Source organism: Providencia sp. PROV252 (genome assembly GCF_033676005.1).
Classification (GTDB): Bacteria; Pseudomonadota; Gammaproteobacteria; order Enterobacterales; family Enterobacteriaceae; genus Providencia; species Providencia vermicola.
On sequence record NZ_CP096294.1, the window covers coordinates 275788 to 294392 of the forward strand.

General features: G+C 42.9%; 13 protein-coding genes. 3 read left to right on the top strand and 10 right to left on the bottom strand.

Annotation, left to right across the window (positions count from 1 at the left end):
• From M1F05_RS01245 to M1F05_RS01275, 7 genes are all read right to left on the bottom strand, one after another.
• Entirely contained in the window at positions 1–2523 is a 2523-nt protein-coding gene (locus tag M1F05_RS01245; protein WP_206084934.1) for a fimbria/pilus outer membrane usher protein, read from the bottom strand.
• A 25-nt stretch (positions 2524–2548) separates the two neighbouring features.
• Complete coding sequence (locus M1F05_RS01250) at positions 2549–3217, bottom strand: molecular chaperone (RefSeq protein WP_206084933.1); 669 nt, start codon at positions 3215–3217, stop codon at positions 2549–2551.
• A gap of 57 nt (positions 3218–3274) precedes the next feature.
• Positions 3275–3799 carry a fimbrial protein gene (locus M1F05_RS01255; protein WP_206084931.1) on the bottom strand — a complete coding sequence of 175 codons (525 nt, stop codon included), beginning with the start codon at positions 3797–3799 and terminating at the stop codon, positions 3275–3277.
• A 936-nt stretch (positions 3800–4735) separates the two neighbouring features.
• Positions 4736–6208 carry a nitrogen regulation protein NR(I) gene (gene glnG / locus M1F05_RS01260; protein ID WP_206084929.1) on the bottom strand — a complete coding sequence of 491 codons (1473 nt, stop codon included), beginning with the start codon at positions 6206–6208 and terminating at the stop codon, positions 4736–4738.
• A gap of 9 nt (positions 6209–6217) precedes the next feature.
• Positions 6218–7267 carry a nitrogen regulation protein NR(II) gene (glnL, locus tag M1F05_RS01265; protein ID WP_206084927.1) on the bottom strand — a complete coding sequence of 350 codons (1050 nt, stop codon included), beginning with the start codon at positions 7265–7267 and terminating at the stop codon, positions 6218–6220.
• 159 nt (positions 7268–7426) lie between these two features.
• On the bottom strand, positions 7427–8836 hold the full coding sequence (gene glnA, locus M1F05_RS01270) for a glutamate--ammonia ligase (protein ID WP_206084925.1): 1410 nt from the start codon (positions 8834–8836) through the stop codon (positions 7427–7429).
• Positions 8837–9190: 354 nt separating this feature from the next.
• Positions 9191–9925: a PadR family transcriptional regulator gene (locus M1F05_RS01275; protein WP_241016860.1), complete on the bottom strand. Its 735-nt coding sequence runs from the start codon at positions 9923–9925 to the stop codon at positions 9191–9193.
• Positions 9926–10357: 432 nt separating this feature from the next.
• Here M1F05_RS01275 and typA point away from each other — a divergent pair, with 432 nt between their 5' ends.
• The gene (gene typA / locus M1F05_RS01280) at positions 10358–12181 is read left to right on the top strand and encodes a ribosome-dependent GTPase TypA (RefSeq protein WP_206084923.1); all 1824 of its coding nucleotides are present in this window, start codon (positions 10358–10360) and stop codon (positions 12179–12181) included.
• Positions 12182–12229: 48 nt separating this feature from the next.
• On the opposite strand, the gene abgT is transcribed toward typA, so the two are convergent.
• The 3 genes from abgT to M1F05_RS01295 form a co-directional block, all read right to left on the bottom strand.
• Positions 12230–13756: a p-aminobenzoyl-glutamate transporter gene (abgT, locus tag M1F05_RS01285; RefSeq protein WP_206084917.1), complete on the bottom strand. Its 1527-nt coding sequence runs from the start codon at positions 13754–13756 to the stop codon at positions 12230–12232.
• Between the two features lie 78 nt (positions 13757–13834).
• A complete protein-coding gene (locus M1F05_RS01290) occupies positions 13835–15283 on the bottom strand; it encodes a M20 family metallopeptidase (protein WP_206084915.1) in 1449 nt (482 codons plus the stop codon).
• Positions 15276–16598 carry a M20 family metallo-hydrolase gene (locus M1F05_RS01295; protein WP_206084913.1) on the bottom strand — a complete coding sequence of 441 codons (1323 nt, stop codon included), beginning with the start codon at positions 16596–16598 and terminating at the stop codon, positions 15276–15278. The genes M1F05_RS01290 and M1F05_RS01295 overlap by 8 nt, the downstream gene beginning before the upstream one ends.
• 263 nt (positions 16599–16861) lie before the next feature.
• On the opposite strand from M1F05_RS01295, the gene M1F05_RS01300 reads away from it, so the two are divergent.
• Positions 16862–17773, top strand: a complete 912-nt coding sequence (locus M1F05_RS01300; protein WP_206084911.1) for a LysR family transcriptional regulator — start codon at positions 16862–16864, stop codon at positions 17771–17773.
• Positions 17774–17952: 179 nt separating this feature from the next.
• Positions 17953–18567 (top strand): glucose-1-phosphatase, encoded by a 615-nt coding sequence (gene yihX / locus M1F05_RS01305; protein ID WP_206084909.1) that lies wholly within the window; start codon positions 17953–17955, stop codon positions 18565–18567.
• Positions 18568–18605: the final 38 nt, after the last annotated feature.

Genomic DNA, 18605 nt, shown 5'->3' on the forward strand with positions numbered 1-18605 from the left:
TTATTGGCAAACCGCAGTGGTTTTATATAAGCCCATATAATCCGAAATACCTGCTAAGTTATAATTTACTTGGCATTGTTGTTTCTCGTTATATTGAATAATAAACTGCCCACTTTCTGCTAAGCCGGATAAATACACTTCACCGTCATTACCGACAAGGCTATTTAATTGGTTGTTATCGTTAAAGATGGCCTGTGCCCCAAATGGTACTGGTTTACCGTCAGCAAAGGTCAGCGCCATAATCGCACGGTAACCAACGTTTGCCGCAAAGCTGGCTTTCACTAAGGCGCCACGGCTTGGTGCGACGGTTTGGCTGGTTAACTCCATTTCGGTATTGTCGGGTAACGCGGAAGTATCGATATCCACGGTATTTTTACGGTAAGCCGTCATGTACGGCACTAACGCATAACCTTGGTTATTGGTTACCACGCCAGCTTGATTCATAATCGGTACATCCCCTGCATTCGGGATTTCCACAAGGGCGGCGGTCTCACCCAACTGTTGCCCTAACACTAGCCCGTTTGAGTGTGCGACTAAGCTGCCGTTCACCCCGTAATAGAGGTTATAGTTGTCTTTGCTGTAACCCGAACCACCAGACACTTCACCATATTGCCCTTTATAGGAGGCATTTAAGTTACCTGTTGTTCCCGTTTCTTGATTGGTAAAGCCTTGTTGCATACTCCAATTTAAACGGTTATTAAGCTGGGATGCAGACACCCCCATGCTACCTGTGCTGGAGTCACGGCTGCTATGGTTGCTAACAAAGTTGATGTACGCCGTGTCATCAAACAAGCTAAACGGAATATTGACCGAGAACGTGAATAAGTGGTCTTCATCACTCTGGTTTTTCGTTCCCGTAGTGTATGAATAGCTGCTGGTGTTCTTGTTATAGGTATAATTCAGCCCATAGCTGATCCCTTGCCAGCTATTGTTATAACCCAGCGTAGCAGACTGGGTTTTTCGGTCGCTGTTCCAATAATCTTCGTTGACGTAACCCGCTGAAATTGAACCGTAAGTGTCCCCAAGATTTTGGCTCAAAGTAATTTCCCCGCGATTACGGCGGCGTTCAATTTCAGGCACATAGTTGGTATCACGGAAGGTATCGAACACTTCCGATAAGCTGTAAAATCCTTCTGTGGAATAACGATAACCCGCTAAGGCGATATTGGTGCCGATATCATTCAGGTTTTTGTTATAGCGAAAACGGTAGGATTGCCCGCGCTCTTTGATGTCGCTACGCAACTTAGCGTAGGACTGGGTGACGTCAATAGATACCGCCCCAAATCGACCTAAGTTTTGCCCCGCACCCACTGAATAAGATTGATAATCTTCACTTAACTGGCTACCACCGTAGGCGGTCACGCCATGGGGTAAGCCATAAATCAAGGTAAACTGGCCAAATTTGGTTTTATCTACGTTGCTATCGTAAGAGCGATATTCACCCGCGGTGGCGCTATAGGCTAAATACCCTTCGCGTTGTAATACAGGGAGTGATGCAAACGGCACAATTTGTACTTGTTCGCTGCCATTCGACTCTTTTATCGTCACATGTAAGTCACCGCTGCTCCCTGTCGGGTACAGATCGCTGATCTCAAATGGGCCTGCGGCCACGTCCGTTTGGTAAATGGTATAGCCATTTTGGCGAATGGTGATTTGTGCATTGCTGCGTGCTATTCCACGTACCACAGGGGCATAACCGCGTAAGCTTTCGGGGTACATATCGTCATCGGTAGCGAGTTGCGCCCCACGAAACGGCACGCTGTCAAACACTTGAGATGGCGATGTGCTATCTCCCAGTATTAACTGGCTTTTTAGGCTGTTGATACCACGGGATGCATAGGTGTAAATGGTATCCCATTTATTGGATTGCCCGCTGCTATTTGACCATGTGGTGTAGTTACGCAGGCGCCATGCCCCGATATTAATCCCTGGGCGCAGGTTCACGTAGTTTGACGTGGTATCTTCGCCGCCTTTACGGTCAGTATTTTTCGACCCACTGTAGCTGTAATTGAGCAGCAGGGCGGTGATGCCATTATCGATATCCGCTAAGTCCACGTAACCCCGCGGGTTTTTCGCCAGTGCGATTTGTGGAATGCTCAAATATAAACGTTGAGAATCAAAATCAAAGTCACTTTTGGCATCAGGAATAGCGGACAAATTGACACAGTTATTTTGGCTATTATTTAATTCAGGGTAATCCGCAATTTTAATATCAAAACTTTTTAAATCATCGAGTGTTAAACATGGTGCTAATTTATTATCACTATTTTTATCAAACTTTAAACTTTTCGCGCCAATTAAATTGGTGTTCACATAAATATCGACATAATAGCTGCCAGCTAATTGTTGGTTATTTTCAAATTGGCTTAAGTCCACCGCTTCTTTATTTGGCAATTCTAAAAAGTCAGGGTCAAAATACGTTTTTCCCTCAGCCGTATTATTGTTGGTCGGGTTTTCGGCGTATAAAGGTGCCGTATAGCCTAAATAAATGAATAGGCTAAGGCATATTTTATTTATTTTCATGTTCACAACCTACAAAGATATTGGGCTATATTTTTGCTTCAGACGCCTCAGCGGCAGAGCCATAATCATTAATCACTTCCCATTTCACGGTGCCGTGGGCTGCGTTGTCATTGACGTCAAAGGTGGCGCTAGAAAAGGGTGCTGCATAGGAGACATCACTCACTTTTTTGCCATTAAAGGTAATGCTTTGGAAATTCATAAAATAGGGTGTCGGGTTTTTTACGGTTAATTGATTACCCGATTTAGACCATGTCAGTTTTTTTTGTTGTTCTTCAAAGTTCACGTCTTTAATCGCTGAAGGGCGGTAAATCAATTTCATTTGTGTTTTAAAGGCAATTTGCAACGAATTTTCCGTGCGCTCGGTGGCAGGAATGGTTTTAATATTGAGCCAAAATAACGATTCTTTATCTTTGGGTAAGGTGTTCGCCGTTAAAAAGATACGCAGTGCATTGGTTTTATCGGCATTTAATCGGAATAATGGTGGTGTAATAGTAAAATCCGATTGTTTTTTCTCGTCGATGCCATCAATCCACGATTGAATTAAGTAAGGGATTTTATCGGGGTTTTCGACACTGATACTGACATCTTTATTCCCTTCATTATAAATCACGCGGGTGCCGCCAATAATGACGCCAGCATTGGCGGTTTGCATAAATAAGAATAAAGATATAAAAAAACAAATTAAGCGTTTCATATTATCACCTAGTAATGCAGGAATAAGGTTTAAGTCCGTTTAAACCTTAAAGTCCAATTAGTTATAATTGATTGTGAACGTTGCTGTGCCGTTAGCTGGACCCGTTGTTACCGTGTCAGACTTCGCAATATAACGCGCTCTAAAATCTAAGTTATTTTCCACATTTTGCTGTAATGGGTAGTTTTTAGATGCCGTAAACAGCGGAACAACGGTATTTATATCATCAGTAATTTGGATCCCTACACCTGTAGCCACACCCGCTTCTTCTTTTAGCTTGATAACCGTGTCATCTCCTAAATACGAGTCAGCATCGAATTTTACGGATGCCGTGGTGACGGTGGCTGGGCAGTTAATTAATTTAATGGTGAATTTAGTGGCAGCCGCGGTGCTCCCCGCACTAGGTAATGCCGTTTTAGAGACTTTCCCTAAGTTCACTTTTAATGCATCAGAGCCTGCCGCTAATTCACAGGCTTGGTCGGTAATTTCACCCGTGAAATCGATAGTCCCGTCAGCAGCGAATGCATTATTAATAGCAAAAATAGACGACGTCGCAATTAACGTTGCGATGATATTCTTTTTCATTTATGACTCTCCAAGGAAGATATTTTATTTGATGGTATTGAGAGCGAGCTAAATATTCGCTTACTCAATTGGAGAGTATTTTGTGGTTATTTTTTCAAATAAACAAGTCAACTAAAAAATAGCATTAAATAATAATTTAATTTTATTTTTGGTTGTTTTAAAATAGAAAACACATTATGTGTTAGAGAATGGGCTTATGTTTTAAAATAAAAGAATTTTCATTTTTTATTCATGAATCACTAAAGTTAAATAAAAATAAAAACCCAGTAATAATTTTAGCGTGATTTTTAAATTTTATTCCTCTCGCATAATGTGATTTTTGGGTTTTTAATCTTAAGTCAAATTTTATTTTTGTTTGAAAAGAGAGCGAAATAACGAAAAACAATGATTGATATCGTAATATCTGAAAAGGTTGCTCAAAATAGTATACTCGAATTTCATTGTTTTTATAAAAAACATCTTCGTTATTACTAAAAATGCTTACAGTTATAGAATAAAAAATTTACGATATAGAAGATGTTTATTTTAGTCGTTATTTTTTAGGTTTTAATCATAAAGTGAAAATTTTGTGTTACTGAGTGGGTTTAAATACTGCCTTTCACAATTGGCATGTTTCCTGTCGTTTTTTTGATTTTTTAGGTCGTAATAAAATAATGTGTTCATAGGGTGTTTAATAATTTCACTTGGCTAAATAAGATATGTGATTTTCTTAAAAAAGAATCATTAATGTACTGCATTAAATAGAATATCGTATTTTAATGGTCATTATAAGGAGTGGGATAGGGGTTAGTTTGTCTAAAATAGAGAGTGCTTATTTTTTTTAATATGAAACGTTAATAAAACTATTTTATAATTAATATAAAGGAGTAGAGTTTTCCTCTACTCCTTTTTGAATAATTGCCAAAATTAAATGAAGTTATTTAATTTTATTGTGGTTTATTCAATGCCTAATTCTTTTAATTTACGGGTTAGGGTATTGCGCCCCCAGCCTAATAAGCGAGCAGCTTCCTGTTTATGTCCATCGGTGTGTTTCAGTGCGCAGTTAAGTAGAGTGCGTTCTAATAGTGGCACTGTTTGTGCTAATAAATCATCTTTTCCAGCGGATAACGCATGGTCAGCCCACTTTTCCAATAATTCAAACCATTGTGCATCTGAGGTGAATTGATGCACGGGTAAAGGAGCCTTTGCAGGTTCATTGGCCTTTGGTTTATTGGTTTCAGTGTTTTGTATTGAGTGCTCTTCCAGTAAATCATCTGGCAAATCTTGCGGTAAAATTTCTTGGCTTGCCGCCATAACGGTCAGCCAGCGACAGACATTTTCCAATTGGCGAACATTTCCTGACCAATAATAGCGCTGCAGAATTTTTTCACTGTTAGGGTGCAGTACTTTACTTTCTACACCTAACTCTTTTGCGGTATTTTGTAAAAAATAGTGTGCAAGGCGTGGAATATCTTCCGTTCGTTCTCGCAAAGGAGGAAGTTGTACTCGAATCACATTTAATCGGTGAAATAAATCTTCACGGAATAAACCTTCTTTAACCCGTTTTTCAAGATCTTGGTGGGTGGCGGCAATAATTCGCACATCCACTTTCACAGGAGTATAGCCACCAATACGGTAAAATTGCCCTTCAGCAAGAACACGTAATAACCGTGTTTGTACATCAAGGGGCATATCCCCAATTTCATCTAAAAATAATGAACCGCGGTTGGCTTGTTCAAAACGCCCTTGACGAACTTGGGTTGCTCCTGTGAATGCGCCTTTTTCATGACCAAAAAGCTCCGACTCGATGAGATCTTTTGGAATAGCGGCCATATTCAGGGCAATAAATGGCTCACTAACTCGTGGACTATGTTGGTGCAACGCGTGGGCAACAAGCTCTTTCCCTGTCCCTGACTCACCGTTAATCAGTACGCTAATTGATGAGCGCGATAAGCGGCCGATAATGCGGTACACCTCCTGCATTGCAGGCGCTTCACCGATCATGGTGGATGAAACAATCGGCGCTTTTTGTTTTGTTTCACGCCCCGTGTGGTTCTGTTCACGGCTATGATTTAACGCACGTTCAACCAATGCCACAGTTTCATCGATATCAAACGGTTTAGGCAGGTAATCAAAGGCACCAGATTGATAGGCATTAACGGCAGCATCGAGGTCTGAGTGAGCTGTCATAATGATGATCGGCAAAAGGGGGTGTGATTGTTTAATGGTATTGAGTAGCTCAATACCATTGGTTCCAGGCATGCGAATATCGGATAACAAAACATCAGGGAGTGCGTTTTCCAATGCAGCAAGTACTGCATCAGCACTGTCAAAGCAGGTGCAGACAAATTCTGCACTGTTGAGTGCTCGCTCTAAAACCCAGCGAATGGAACTGTCGTCATCCACGACCCAAATTTTTCCCTGCGACATGGTTATCCCCTATTTTTTGATGGGTAGATAAATAGAAAACTCAGTGTGCCCTGGCCAACTGGTAAACTCGATTTTCCCTGCATGTTGATCCACTAAACTTCGCGCAATTGACAGCCCAAGCCCTGTCCCATCAGGTCGGCCACTCACCATTGGGTAGAAAAGCGTATCTTGGATGGCCAATGGAATGCCAGGGCCGTTGTCTTCGATATCAATCCTCGCAGCTAACCGATAACGCTCACCTTGTAGCATGACTTGAAATGCAGTGCGCGTGCGTAGTGTGATATGACCGCCCGTATCAGCGACGGCTTGTAGAGCGTTGCGGGTGACGTTCAGTAAAACTTGTTCGATTTGATCGGGGTAATAGTCTAAATCGGGCAAACTTGGATCATAGTCGCGAGTTAATGTGACATTAGCAGGTTTTTCGAGGGAAACTAAGCGCACCACGTTTTCCATAATATGGTGAATACTTTGCTGAGTTTTTGGTCCTGGATACTGTGGCCCAAGCAATCTATCGACCAAGGCTCTTAAGCGGTCGGCTTGTTCGATAATGACTTGAGTATATTCATTTAATTGTGGGGAGGGCAGCGCCTTAGATAACAACTGCGCAGCCCCCCGCAACCCACCCAGTGGGTTTTTTATTTCGTGAGCCAGACCGCGGATCAGTTCACGCGCGGCAAGTTGCTGTGCATTTTGCGCCAATTCTTGGCTAAGGCGTCGCTGGCTATCGAGTTGTGACAGCTCAACTAAAATAAATTGTTCTGAAAAAGGTTGTGCGCTGAATGACATTACGTGGGAATGGTTATTAAACACCAACGTGACCTCATTTTCAGTAAAACTGTGGCCTTCTTTTAAACTATTGAGCATTAATTCATCATTGAGTGAGCAATAGCTAAATAAGAGTGGAAGGGGAGTCCCATAGAGTTTGCGCTGACTTTGGGTTAGGATTTGCAATGCGGCATGATTGGCGTAATGGATAACCAAATCGTAATCCAAAATAAGCACGCTATTAATAAGGGAGTCGAGGATTTGTTCGGGTGCTGGCAAATGTTCGGTTTTCATGTCATGTCACTCCTGCACTATTTTGGTGCATTATACCTGATAGACCAAACAACCGATATTTGATTTTTGTTTCTTTGGTGCAGTTTTAGAGAGAAAAGGCCCCATCAAAAGATGGGGCAAGTGCTTCACGGCAACAAAGACTATCAGTGGAACGGCGTGTTACACACTGTAGTACATTTCAAATTCGAGCGGGTGTGGTGCCATACGGACACGTTGAATGTCAGCACGGGTTAATTCAATGTACGCATCGATAGCGTCATTTGTGAATACACCACCACGAGTTAAGAACTCGCGATCTTTATCCAGTTCCGCTAGTGCTTCATCTAAAGAACCTGAAACAGTTGGGATTTCTTTTGCTTCTTCTGGTGGTAAGTCATACAGATTTTTATCCATTGCATCACCTGGGTGGATCTTATTGATAATGCCATCAAGACCCGCCATTAACTGCGCTGCAAACGCTAAGTATGGGTTAGCTGCTGGGTCTGGGAAACGCACTTCAATACGACGTGCTTTGGTACTTGCAACCACAGGAATACGGATAGATGCAGAACGGTTACGTGCAGAGTAAGCTAGCATTACAGGAGCTTCAAAGCCTGGAACTAAACGTTTGTATGAGTTTGTTGTTGGGTTTGTAAATGCGTTCAGCGCACGAGCATGTTTAATGATACCGCCGATGTAGTACAGCGCCATTTCAGATAAACCGCCGTATTTGTCACCCGCAAACAGGTTCACGCCGTCTTTTGATAAAGACATGTGGCAGTGCATACCTGAACCGTTATCACCGACTAATGGCTTAGGCATAAAGGTAGCTGTTTTGCCGTATGCATGGGCAACATTGTGCACAACATATTTATAAATCTGGGTTTCATCCGCTTTTTTGGTCATCGTATTAAAGCGGGTGGCGACTTCGTTTTGGCCTGCAGTTGCCACTTCATGGTGGTGAGCTTCAACAACTAAGCCCATCTCTTCCATTGTGGTACACATTGCAGAACGCAGGTCTTGTGATGAGTCTACAGGTGGTACTGGGAAGTAACCACCTTTAACGGCTGGACGGTGGCCTTTATTGCCGCCTTCGTATTTTGTGCCAGTGTTCCATGCCGCTTCGATATCATCGATATGGTAGTAGCTGCCGTGCATGTTGTTGCCGAAACGAATATCGTCAAAAACGAAGAATTCAGGTTCTGGACCAAATAACACGATGTCAGCGATACCGCTTGAACGCAGGAAATCTTCCGCACGTTTAGAAATGGAGCGTGGGTCTCTGTCGTAACCTTGCATGGTACCCGGCTCTAAAATATCGCAACGGATAATTAAGGTCACATCAGCAAAGAATGGGTCTAACATTGCAGTAGATGCATCTGGCATCAGTACCATGTCAGATTCGTTGATGCCTTTCCAGCCACCAATTGATGAACCGTCGAACATCTGGCCTTCTTCAAAGAAGTCTTCGTCAACTTGGTGAGCAGGGATAGTGATATGTTGCTCTTTACCTTTTGTGTCGGTAAAACGCAGATCAATAAATCTTACATTGTGCTCTTTAATTAACGATAAAACATGTTCAGCGGACATTCTCGGCTCTCCTGGTCGGGTCTAATCAACAAACCGCATCATATTTTGCGTTTGTTGGTTTGTCTGGCATGGCGGCGGTGATTAATCACATTAATGCACGTTGCTCGCTCACTATAAATACTATAAGCGAAAATCGTGCCAACTTTTAAAAGAAGAGTAAATACGGATTGTTACGAGAGAATGTCAATCGATTGAGTTAAAAATAGTCACAGTTTGCACTTAGTTGGTGCATTTTTGATGATGAGCTGCACTGTTTCGGTGCAAAAAGAAAAGGGTAGAGAAAAAAGCCAGCTTTGTGCTTAATAATAAGCCCAAAGCTGAATTGGCAAACATTATTTAATGAGTGAGGAGGTGTTATTCATCATCACTGTTCGTTAATAAGGTATTCACTTCTTCAATCTGTTTTACGGCATCATTGATAATGGAAGCAATTTGACGCGTTTGTTCTTCATTCAATTGTTTCAGAACCATTTTGTGGCGCAGTAGGGCTTTAAAGCGGCTGACTGCCATTTCAATGTCTTCTGCTAAATTGCTGCCTTGTTGCATATCACGTGCTTTCGCCAGCTTACGAGCAATAACCGCTTCTGTTTCTTTATTCTGTGCTAAGTGCGCAGAGCCTTCTGGCGTAATAGTAAAACTTTTGCGATTGCGCTCAACAATTTGAGACTCTAAAAAGCCTTGTTCTTCTAACAGTGTTAATGTTGGATAAATAACACCTGGGCTTGGCACATAAAGACCGTTCGAAGCTTCTTGAATATCTTTGATAATTTCATAACCGTAGCTCGGTTTTTTCGCCACTAATGAAAGCACCATGATATGAAGATCACCGTGGTCGAATAAACGGCGCAGGCCTTTGCCTCTTCCGCGGCCTCTTTGGCGCTCATCACTGTGGCCATGACAGCCTTCACCGTGGCAACGTTCGCCGTGTCCGTGCCCATGACGGCCTTCACCGTGGCAACATTCACCATGCCCATGGCGGCGTTCACCGTGCCCGTGACGACCTTCGCCATGGCAACAGCCATCGTGGTGGCCGCGCTGATTTTCGTCATGGCGCGCATAATATACATGACGACAAGATTTAATTAGCATATAGTTACTCCTTAGTTTGTAACTTTAGATATATCGAATTCATTTTATGGCTTTACTATATTTAGATATATCTAAATAGTCAATTTAGATATATCTAAATAACACAAAAAGACATTAAAAATAGCGATTAAGAAAGAAAGTCTATTTTTTGTTCTTTTTTTGGGCTGCTAATATTAAGTTTTTAGCGTATTATTCTGCCACTTCGTGGTTTCGCAGAGATGATGCTCATTATTTTATGAGGGAATCTGGTACTGTTACGCAACTGAATGTTTTTTCGTTAAAAACTTTTTATACAGTGATGGGTTTCACATTTATTCCACTTGTGCGGAAAAACGTGTAAAATAACAGCAAATTAACGTAGAAAGTATGTTTGGGTAATTAGAATACCGCAAAAAGCATATTCCTTTCCTGTCAATTAAACGGTAAAAATCCTTGTCAATTCAAAACTTAAGAAACATCGCCATCATCGCTCACGTTGACCATGGCAAGACCACACTGGTGGGTAAATTATTGCAACAATCAGGCACGTTCGGTGAACGTGAAACGGTTGATGAGCGTGTTATGGACTCCAATGACTTGGAGAAAGAGCGTGGTATTACTATCCTTGCTAAAAATACCGCTATCCAATGGAATGGTTATCATATCAATATCGTAGACACCCCAGGTCACGCCGATTTCGGTGGTGAGGTTGAGCGCGTTATGTCTATGGTTGACTGTGTGCTGCTGGTTGTTGATGCGATGGATGGCCCAATGCCACAAACTCGCTTTGTAACGCAAAAAGCGTTCGACCACGGTTTACGTCCTATTGTTGTTATCAATAAAGTTGACCGCCCAGGCGCACGTCCTGATTGGGTTGTTGACCAAGTATTCGACTTATTCGTGAACTTAGGTGCAACGGATGAGCAACTCGATTTCCCTATCGTTTACGCATCTGCATTAAACGGTATTGCTGGTCTTGAGCACGAAAACATGGCTGAAGACATGACTCCGCTGTACGAAGCTATCGTAGAGCATGTTGCGCCACCTGCAGTCGATGTCGATGGTCCTTTCCAAATGCAAGTTTCGCAGTTGGATTACAACAGCTACTTAGGTGTTATCGGTATCGGTCGTATCAAACGTGGTGTGGTTAAACCTAACCAACAAGTGACTGTTATCGACAGCGAAGGTAACACTCGCAACGGTAAAATTGGTAAAGTTCTGACTCACTTAGGTTTAGAGCGTATCGATTCACAACAAGCTGAAGCGGGCGATATCGTTGCGCTGACAGGTTTAGGCGAACTGAATATCTCTGACACTATCTGCCAAGTGGGTAGCGTTGAAGCACTGCCTGCGTTAGCGGTTGATGAGCCAACAGTTAGCATGTTCTACTGTGTTAACACCTCACCTTTCTGCGGTAAAGAAGGTAAATTCGTGACTTCACGTCAGATCCTTGACCGCCTGAATAAAGAACTGGTTCACAACGTTGCACTGCGTGTTGAAGAAACTCAAGACCCTGATGCATTCCGTGTATCTGGTCGTGGTGAGCTGCATTTATCTGTTCTGATCGAAAACATGCGTCGTGAAGGCTTCGAGTTAGCGGTATCTCGTCCAAAAGTTATCATTCGCGAAATCGATGGTCGTAAACAAGAACCATTCGAACAAGTCACTTTAGACGTTGAAGAACAAAACCAAGGTGATGTCATGAAAGCGTTAGGTGAGCGTAAAGGCGACCTGCGTGACATGATGCCAGATGGTAAAGGCCGTGTGCGTCTTGACTACATCATCCCAAGCCGTGGCCTGATTGGCTTCCGTACCGAGTTCATGACAATGACTTCAGGTACTGGCTTACTGTACTCAACATTCAGCCATTACGATGATGTTCGCCCAGGTGAAATCGGTGGTCGTCAAAACGGCGTGCTGATCTCTAACGGTCAAGGTAAAGCGGTTGCTTACGCGCTGTACAGCCTGCAAGATCGCGGTAAATTATTCTTAGGTCACGGTGCTGAAGTGTATGAAGGCCAAATCATTGGTATTCACTCACGTTCTAATGACTTAACAGTTAACTGCTTAACTGGTAAAAAACTGACTAACATGCGTGCGTCAGGTACCGATGAAGCAACAACTCTGTCACCACCAATTAAAATGACTTTGGAACAAGCGCTTGAGTTTATTGATGATGACGAATTAGTTGAAGTGACTCCGCAGTCTATCCGTCTGCGTAAACGTCATCTGACTGAGAACGATCGCCGTCGTGCAAACCGTTCTAAAGAAGACTAATTTTTAGTTAAAATAAGTAGTAAAAAGGCGCCATTTAGGCGCCTTTTTTTATGGGGTAAGTTGTGGGTAAACTCCGGGCCCGATAGGTAAGCCTGCAAAGTACCAGCCTACTAGCAATAACATCCAAACAATAAAGAATACAATTGGATACGGCAATATTAAGGTATAGTAGGTCCCTAGCTGCGCATTTTTATAGTAGCGTTGTAAAAAGCCTAAAAAGAGCGGAAGGAACGGTGACATCGGCGCAAGGGGTAACACAGCGGAGTCAGCGATACGAAACACAATCTGTGCGAAAGCAGGGTGAAAGCCAAGTAACACAAACATCGGCACAAATATCGGTGCCAGTATTGACCAAATAGCAGAACCACTGGCGATAAACATACACAGAAACGCAGATAAAAACATTAACCCAATAAACGCGGGCACACCCGTCATCCCTAAGTTTTCTAGCAAGTCAGTTAAACCAATCGCCATGAATTTCCCCATATTGCTCCAGTTAAAGAATGCAACGAACTGAGAAAGTGGGAAAACCATCACAATGAAACCTGCCATGCTTTTCATTGGGTCAACTAATAAGTCTGGGATATCATTCGGCTTTTTGATTTGTTTGGTTGATACACCATAGGTAATGGAAACGACGAAAAAGAAAATAATAATGACAGGAACGATACCCTTGATAAACGGCGAAGGGATCACAGTATCGGTTACTGGATCACGCAGTGGTGCGCCTTCTGGGGCAACCATAAGCGCAACTAAACCGATAAAGATTAGTGCAGACAAGCCACTCATCAATAAACCACGGTTTTGAATTGGCGTCAATTCTTCGAGTCGGTCATGTGAAGTGCCTTCCCACACGGGGAGACGGGGTTCAATAAATTTGTCTGTCAGTAGTGCACCTGCGATGGTTAACACAATCACCGATGTGGCCATAAAGTACCAGTTATCGATAACGCTGACATGTAGATTTGGGTCAATCATCATTGCTGCTTCTGTACTGATTCCCGATAACAATACATCGGTGGTGACAATCAATAAGTTTGCGGTAAAACCCGAAGCGACCCCAGCAATTGCAGCTAATAGGCCAGCGACAGGATGGCGACCTACCGCGATAAAGATCAAGGCACCTAGTGGTGGCATGACAACTAACGCCGCATCTGAAGAAATATGGCTGAAAAAGGCGATAAACAGTACCATATAACTGGCATAGCGCTTATTAATACCCGATGCCATTTTGTACATTAAAGCTTGAAGTAAGCCTACTTTCTCAGCTAAACCCGCCCCAATGACTAACGCGAGAATGGCGCCTAGGGGGGCAAAGCTGCTAAAATTCTTAACGATATTAGGTAAAATCCACTGTAACCCTTCCACGCTTAATAAATTTTTAACGCTGACCATCTCATCATTGGCGGGGTTTTTAACAGATAAATCAAACCAAGATAATACAGCCGTCGCAATCATCAGCACGGCAATTAAATAAACGAACAAAATGAATGGGTTTGGGATTTTGTTTCCCACTCGTTCTATCCAGCGAAAAATTGCCCCGGGGCTTTTGTGCACAGTTGTTGAGTCGCTCATAGGGTTTCCTTGTGTCTATCTTCATTGTTATTGTTATGACTTATGGGCGGGTAAACCCCGCCTGTATTAAGGAACTACTTATTTTAATTTTGAAGGCTTAATATCTTTGGGAATAGGGCACTGATAAGGGGTAACTTGCCTTTTCTGCGTAAATTCAGCTTTTGCTTGTGCTAATAAATCGGGCTTCAAGAACAACTCAATGGCGCTAGAGGCCATGATTTTCCCTGCGAGCAGCATCCCTTTATGGGCAATAGAGGTGCGCCCTTGTGCTACTAATTGCCAAGTATGCAGTGCGGTACCAAAGGCAAAGCATGGGCTAAAACATTGAACGGTAGGGGCAACCCAGCTGACATCACCAACATCGGTTGAGCCGTACATCAACTCTTTGGACTCAACGTAAGGCAGTACTTCATTCGTGAGTACTTTATTGCCCTGCCTTTCACACCAACGTTCGCCTTCTTCTCCTCCACTGCGGGCAGCATTTAGCTTGGCATTGCGTAAATCATCTTTTGTCAATGTATTGTGAATTTGCTCAGCGAATTGACGTTCTTTATCGGTATATTCAGGGATGCCAAATTCAGTAATGTGGTTAAACATGGCGTGTTCTAGCGTCCGATTAGGCACATAGTTTGAGCATGCTTTATCAAAACGGACTTCTAGTTGCGTCCCTGTCATCAGGGCAGCTCCTTGTGCAATATTAATCACACGCTGGTAAATATCTTGTGCTTCATCAAGTTGCGGGGCGCGGACAAGGTAGAGGGCTTCTGCATCAGGTTGCACGACATTTGGGGATGCGCCCCCCGTGTTGGTGACGGCATAGTGTATCCGAGCGTCTTGAATAATGTGCTCGCGTAAAAATTGCACGCCAACATTCATCAAGGTGACGGCATCAAGTGCACTTCTGCCTAGGTGTGGGGAGTTTGCTGCGTGAGAAGCAATACCTTTAAAGCGAAAAGCTGTTTGAATGTTAGCAAGGGATTGCACATTAAAGACACCACTAAATGATTCTGGGTGCCATGTAATGGCAGCATCAATATCATCGAATAAGCCCTCTCTGACCATGAATGTTTTACCTGATCCGCCTTCTTCCCCAGGGCAGCCATAAAACCGCACAGTACCAGGTAAATTATTGTCATGCAGCCAGGCTTTGACAGCAAAAGCGGCAGATAACGCGGCGGTGCCTAGTAAGTTATGCCCACACCCGTGACCATTACCATTTTCCACTAAGGGATTTGGCTCGCTGCAAGCAGAATGTTGGCTTAACCCTGCGAGAGCGTCATATTCGCCCAATAATGCAATGACAGGTGACCCCTCACCATAGCTGGCGATAAACGCCGTTTCAATATCACCAACCCCTCTTTCAACGTGGAAGCCTTCTTGCTCTAATGCGTCAGCCAGTAAATTAGCAGAATAGGTTTCTTCAAAGCGGGTTTCAGGGTGATCCCAAATATTGTCGCTTAGCGCGGTAAACTGGGCGCGATGATTTTCAATATAATCACCAATAAATGATGTGAATTGTTTATCCATTCTTCGCTCCGAATTCAGGGAGGTGCAGGGCAATTGTCGACAGCGTTTTTACTGCTGTTATCATCACATTTTCATCAAAATCAAAGCGCTCATTGTGGTGACCTGCACTGAGATCTGTACCAAAAATCATGTAAGTGGCTTGGCCTCCACGCTCTTTTACGCGTTCCATAAAATAGGTTGCATCCTCCGAACCTGCGGCTTGGTAGCGGTTTTTAACGATAGAGGTTAATTCAGGAAGCTGTTTTTTTGTTAAATCGCAAATAAAATCAACCCACTGATTGCTTGGGTGGCTACTTTGTGCGGCTCCCATCAGTTTGATATCAAAGGCGACATCTTGCATTTTGGCGGCGCCTTCAATAATGTGCATCGCTTTTTCGTAGACAAACTTGTTGATTTCATTGGTTTCCCCGCGCGTTTCAACTTTGAGCAGTGCGGTATCGGGAATGACATTGCGGCCAATACCTGCTTGCAATACACCAACATTAATGCGTGAGCTTCCTTCACTATGACGCGGGATACCATATAGGCCTAGGGTTGCATGGGCTGCGGCAATTAATGCATTTTTGCCATCTTCAGGTTTTGCACCTGAATGTGCCGCAACACCTTGATAGGTCACATCAAACTTTGTGGTAGCTAAAAAGTTTTTACTGCCGCAGACGACTTCGCCTTTTGGCACACCTGTACCGATATGGATAGCCACAAAGAAATCGACATCATCAACCACACCTGCTTCCATCATGGATTTGGCACCTCGGGTGCCTTCTTCCGCAGGTTGAAAGATAACCTTGATGCGACCAGACAGCTTCGCTTCATATTGCTTGAGAATACGAGCAAGCCCAAGGCCGATGGCGGTGTGCCCATCGTGGCCGCACGCGTGCATCATGTGCGGATTACAGGAAGCAAAACCTTCATTATGTGGACGGTGTTGGCACGAATGTTCTTCATTTAAATCAAGGGCATCCATATCGACACGAAAAGCAAGTGTTGGGCCTGGACGGCCAGTATCGAGTGTGGCAACGATACCAGTGAACCCCCCTGAAAAGTGAGGTAGCCATTGAGTTAAAGCGCCTTGTTCAATCGCTCTTTTTTCTTGTTCTGCCAATTTTTCTTCGGTAGGAAGGCCCATTCGAGCATCCGCTTTAACGACTTCTTTGCCCAGTTGCAGTTGGTAACCAAGTTGATGCAGTTCTTCGGTAACAAGCGTTGCTGTACGAAATTCAAACCAACCTGATTCTGCATACTGATGAAAATCACGCCGCCATGCTTGTAATTGTTGTGCCATCTGCTGGATGGTGCTATCTAAGTCAGTATTCATTTTATATCTCTTTTAGTTATCACAAGAAAAATCAGTACAGGGATATTGAAATAGGGATGTGTATGGGTTTTAAAATTAAAATTCGTTTAATTTTAAAAAGTAGTATATTAATTTGCTTTGGTTATTTTAATTTATAAAAAATTATTTAATTTGCTAAATGTTAATTTTTTGTTTCTCTATTTTCTGACTGTACACAATCAAATTAGAGTAAAAAAGATACAATTATCTTTAGATATATAACTAAAAGTTATCGGGGTATTGATATGGCACCACCCATAAAATTAAATCAGCTCAGGGCGTTCGTCGAAATTAGCCGGCATGGCAGTATTCGAGCCGCCAGCCGTTTTCTACAGCTTTCTCAGCCTGCATTGACGAAATCTATTCGTGAATTAGAGAGTAGCTTGGGGGCTAAATTGTTTATTCGCAGTAACCAAGGGATTTATTTAACGGAATGTGGGGAGGGTTTTTTACGCCGTGCAAGTTTAATTCTTGAAGAATTACGGGTCGGGCAAGAAGAGATTTCACAACGTATTGGATTGATTGGTGGAACGGTGAACATTGGTGTTGCAGGTAGTATTGCTCGTTCATTAATGCCAAAAGTCGTCACTCAATTTCACCGCGATTATCCCAATATCAAATTGCGCATTATGGAAGGGCAATTATTAACCATGCTAACTCAATTGAGGCAAGGGGAACTGGACTTCACGATTAACACTTATTACCCAGGAAGCTTGGATGCGGAGTTTACTTTTGAGCGGTTGATGCAAAAAGAATACAAAGTGATTATGCGTAAAGATCACCCCTTACGGCATGCGAAATCGCTTACTGAGTTAGTGGACTGCGATTGGACGATGCCAACCCCAAAGGGCACATATTACAAGCAACTCGCCGATGTGTTCTCCATGATGGAGCGCCCCATGGATTTCAGTGTGACCTGTGAAACCTTAATTGGTTGTTTAAGTTTAGTCGCGCAAAGTGATTTTTTAACCATTGTGTCGATAGACACGATAGATGAGCCTCTCTTTGAACAACGGTATATCGCATTGGATTTAATCGAAAAACTACCTTATGCCACGTTTGCTCTCGTGCAGCGCCGGGACGCAACATTAACGCCAGCAGGGGAACATTTAGCTCGGTTATTCCGTATTTATTGTCGTAGTAAAGAGCCAGCGTAAAAGTGATTAATAGCCCTGTTATTGTATCTGCAGTAAAAAGGGTTAGGTCGGCAGCAATTTTCTGGTTTAGTGCTCAACCGATGAATTGACAAAATAACGTGAATTATCACCAATTAGGGCTGTTCAGTTGGACGAATAATGATTAAAGTAAATTTAGTGAATAACAAAGAGGAAAATTTATGCTGTATATCTTCGATATGGGTAATGTGATTATTGATATCGACTTTAATCGTGTGTTTGATAAATGGTCTGAACTGAGCGGCACACCAAGTGAAGAAATCAAATCACGGTTTACTTTTGGCAATATCTTTCAATTACATGAGTGTGGAAAAATTTCAGATATAGAGTTTGCAGAGCTACTTTGTGAAGAAATGGGGATCACTCTGAGCTTTGAAGACTTTGCTGAAGGCTGGCACGCTATTTTTATTTCGTTAAGACCAGAAGTGATTGACATTATGGAGCGCCTGCGTGAACAAGGGCACCGTGTTGTCGTCTTATCGAATACTAACCGTCTACATTTGGACTACTGGCCAGAACACTACCCAGAGATTGCAGCTTCCTCCGATTTTCTCTATTTATCCCAAGATTTAGGTATGCGTAAGCCTGATCCTGAAATCTTCAAATACGTTCTGCAATCCGAAGAATTTGAAGCAGCAGATGCCGTTTTCTTCGATGATGTAGAGGAAAATGTTAAAGCCGCGCAAGCTCTTGGTATCCATAGTATTCATGTTGTGGATAAAGATACCGTTCCTGAATATTTCCGTACTTACGATTTTAGTGCTGAAGTTGAATAATATTTGATATTGAAGATGGAGCAACGGCTAACGTTGCT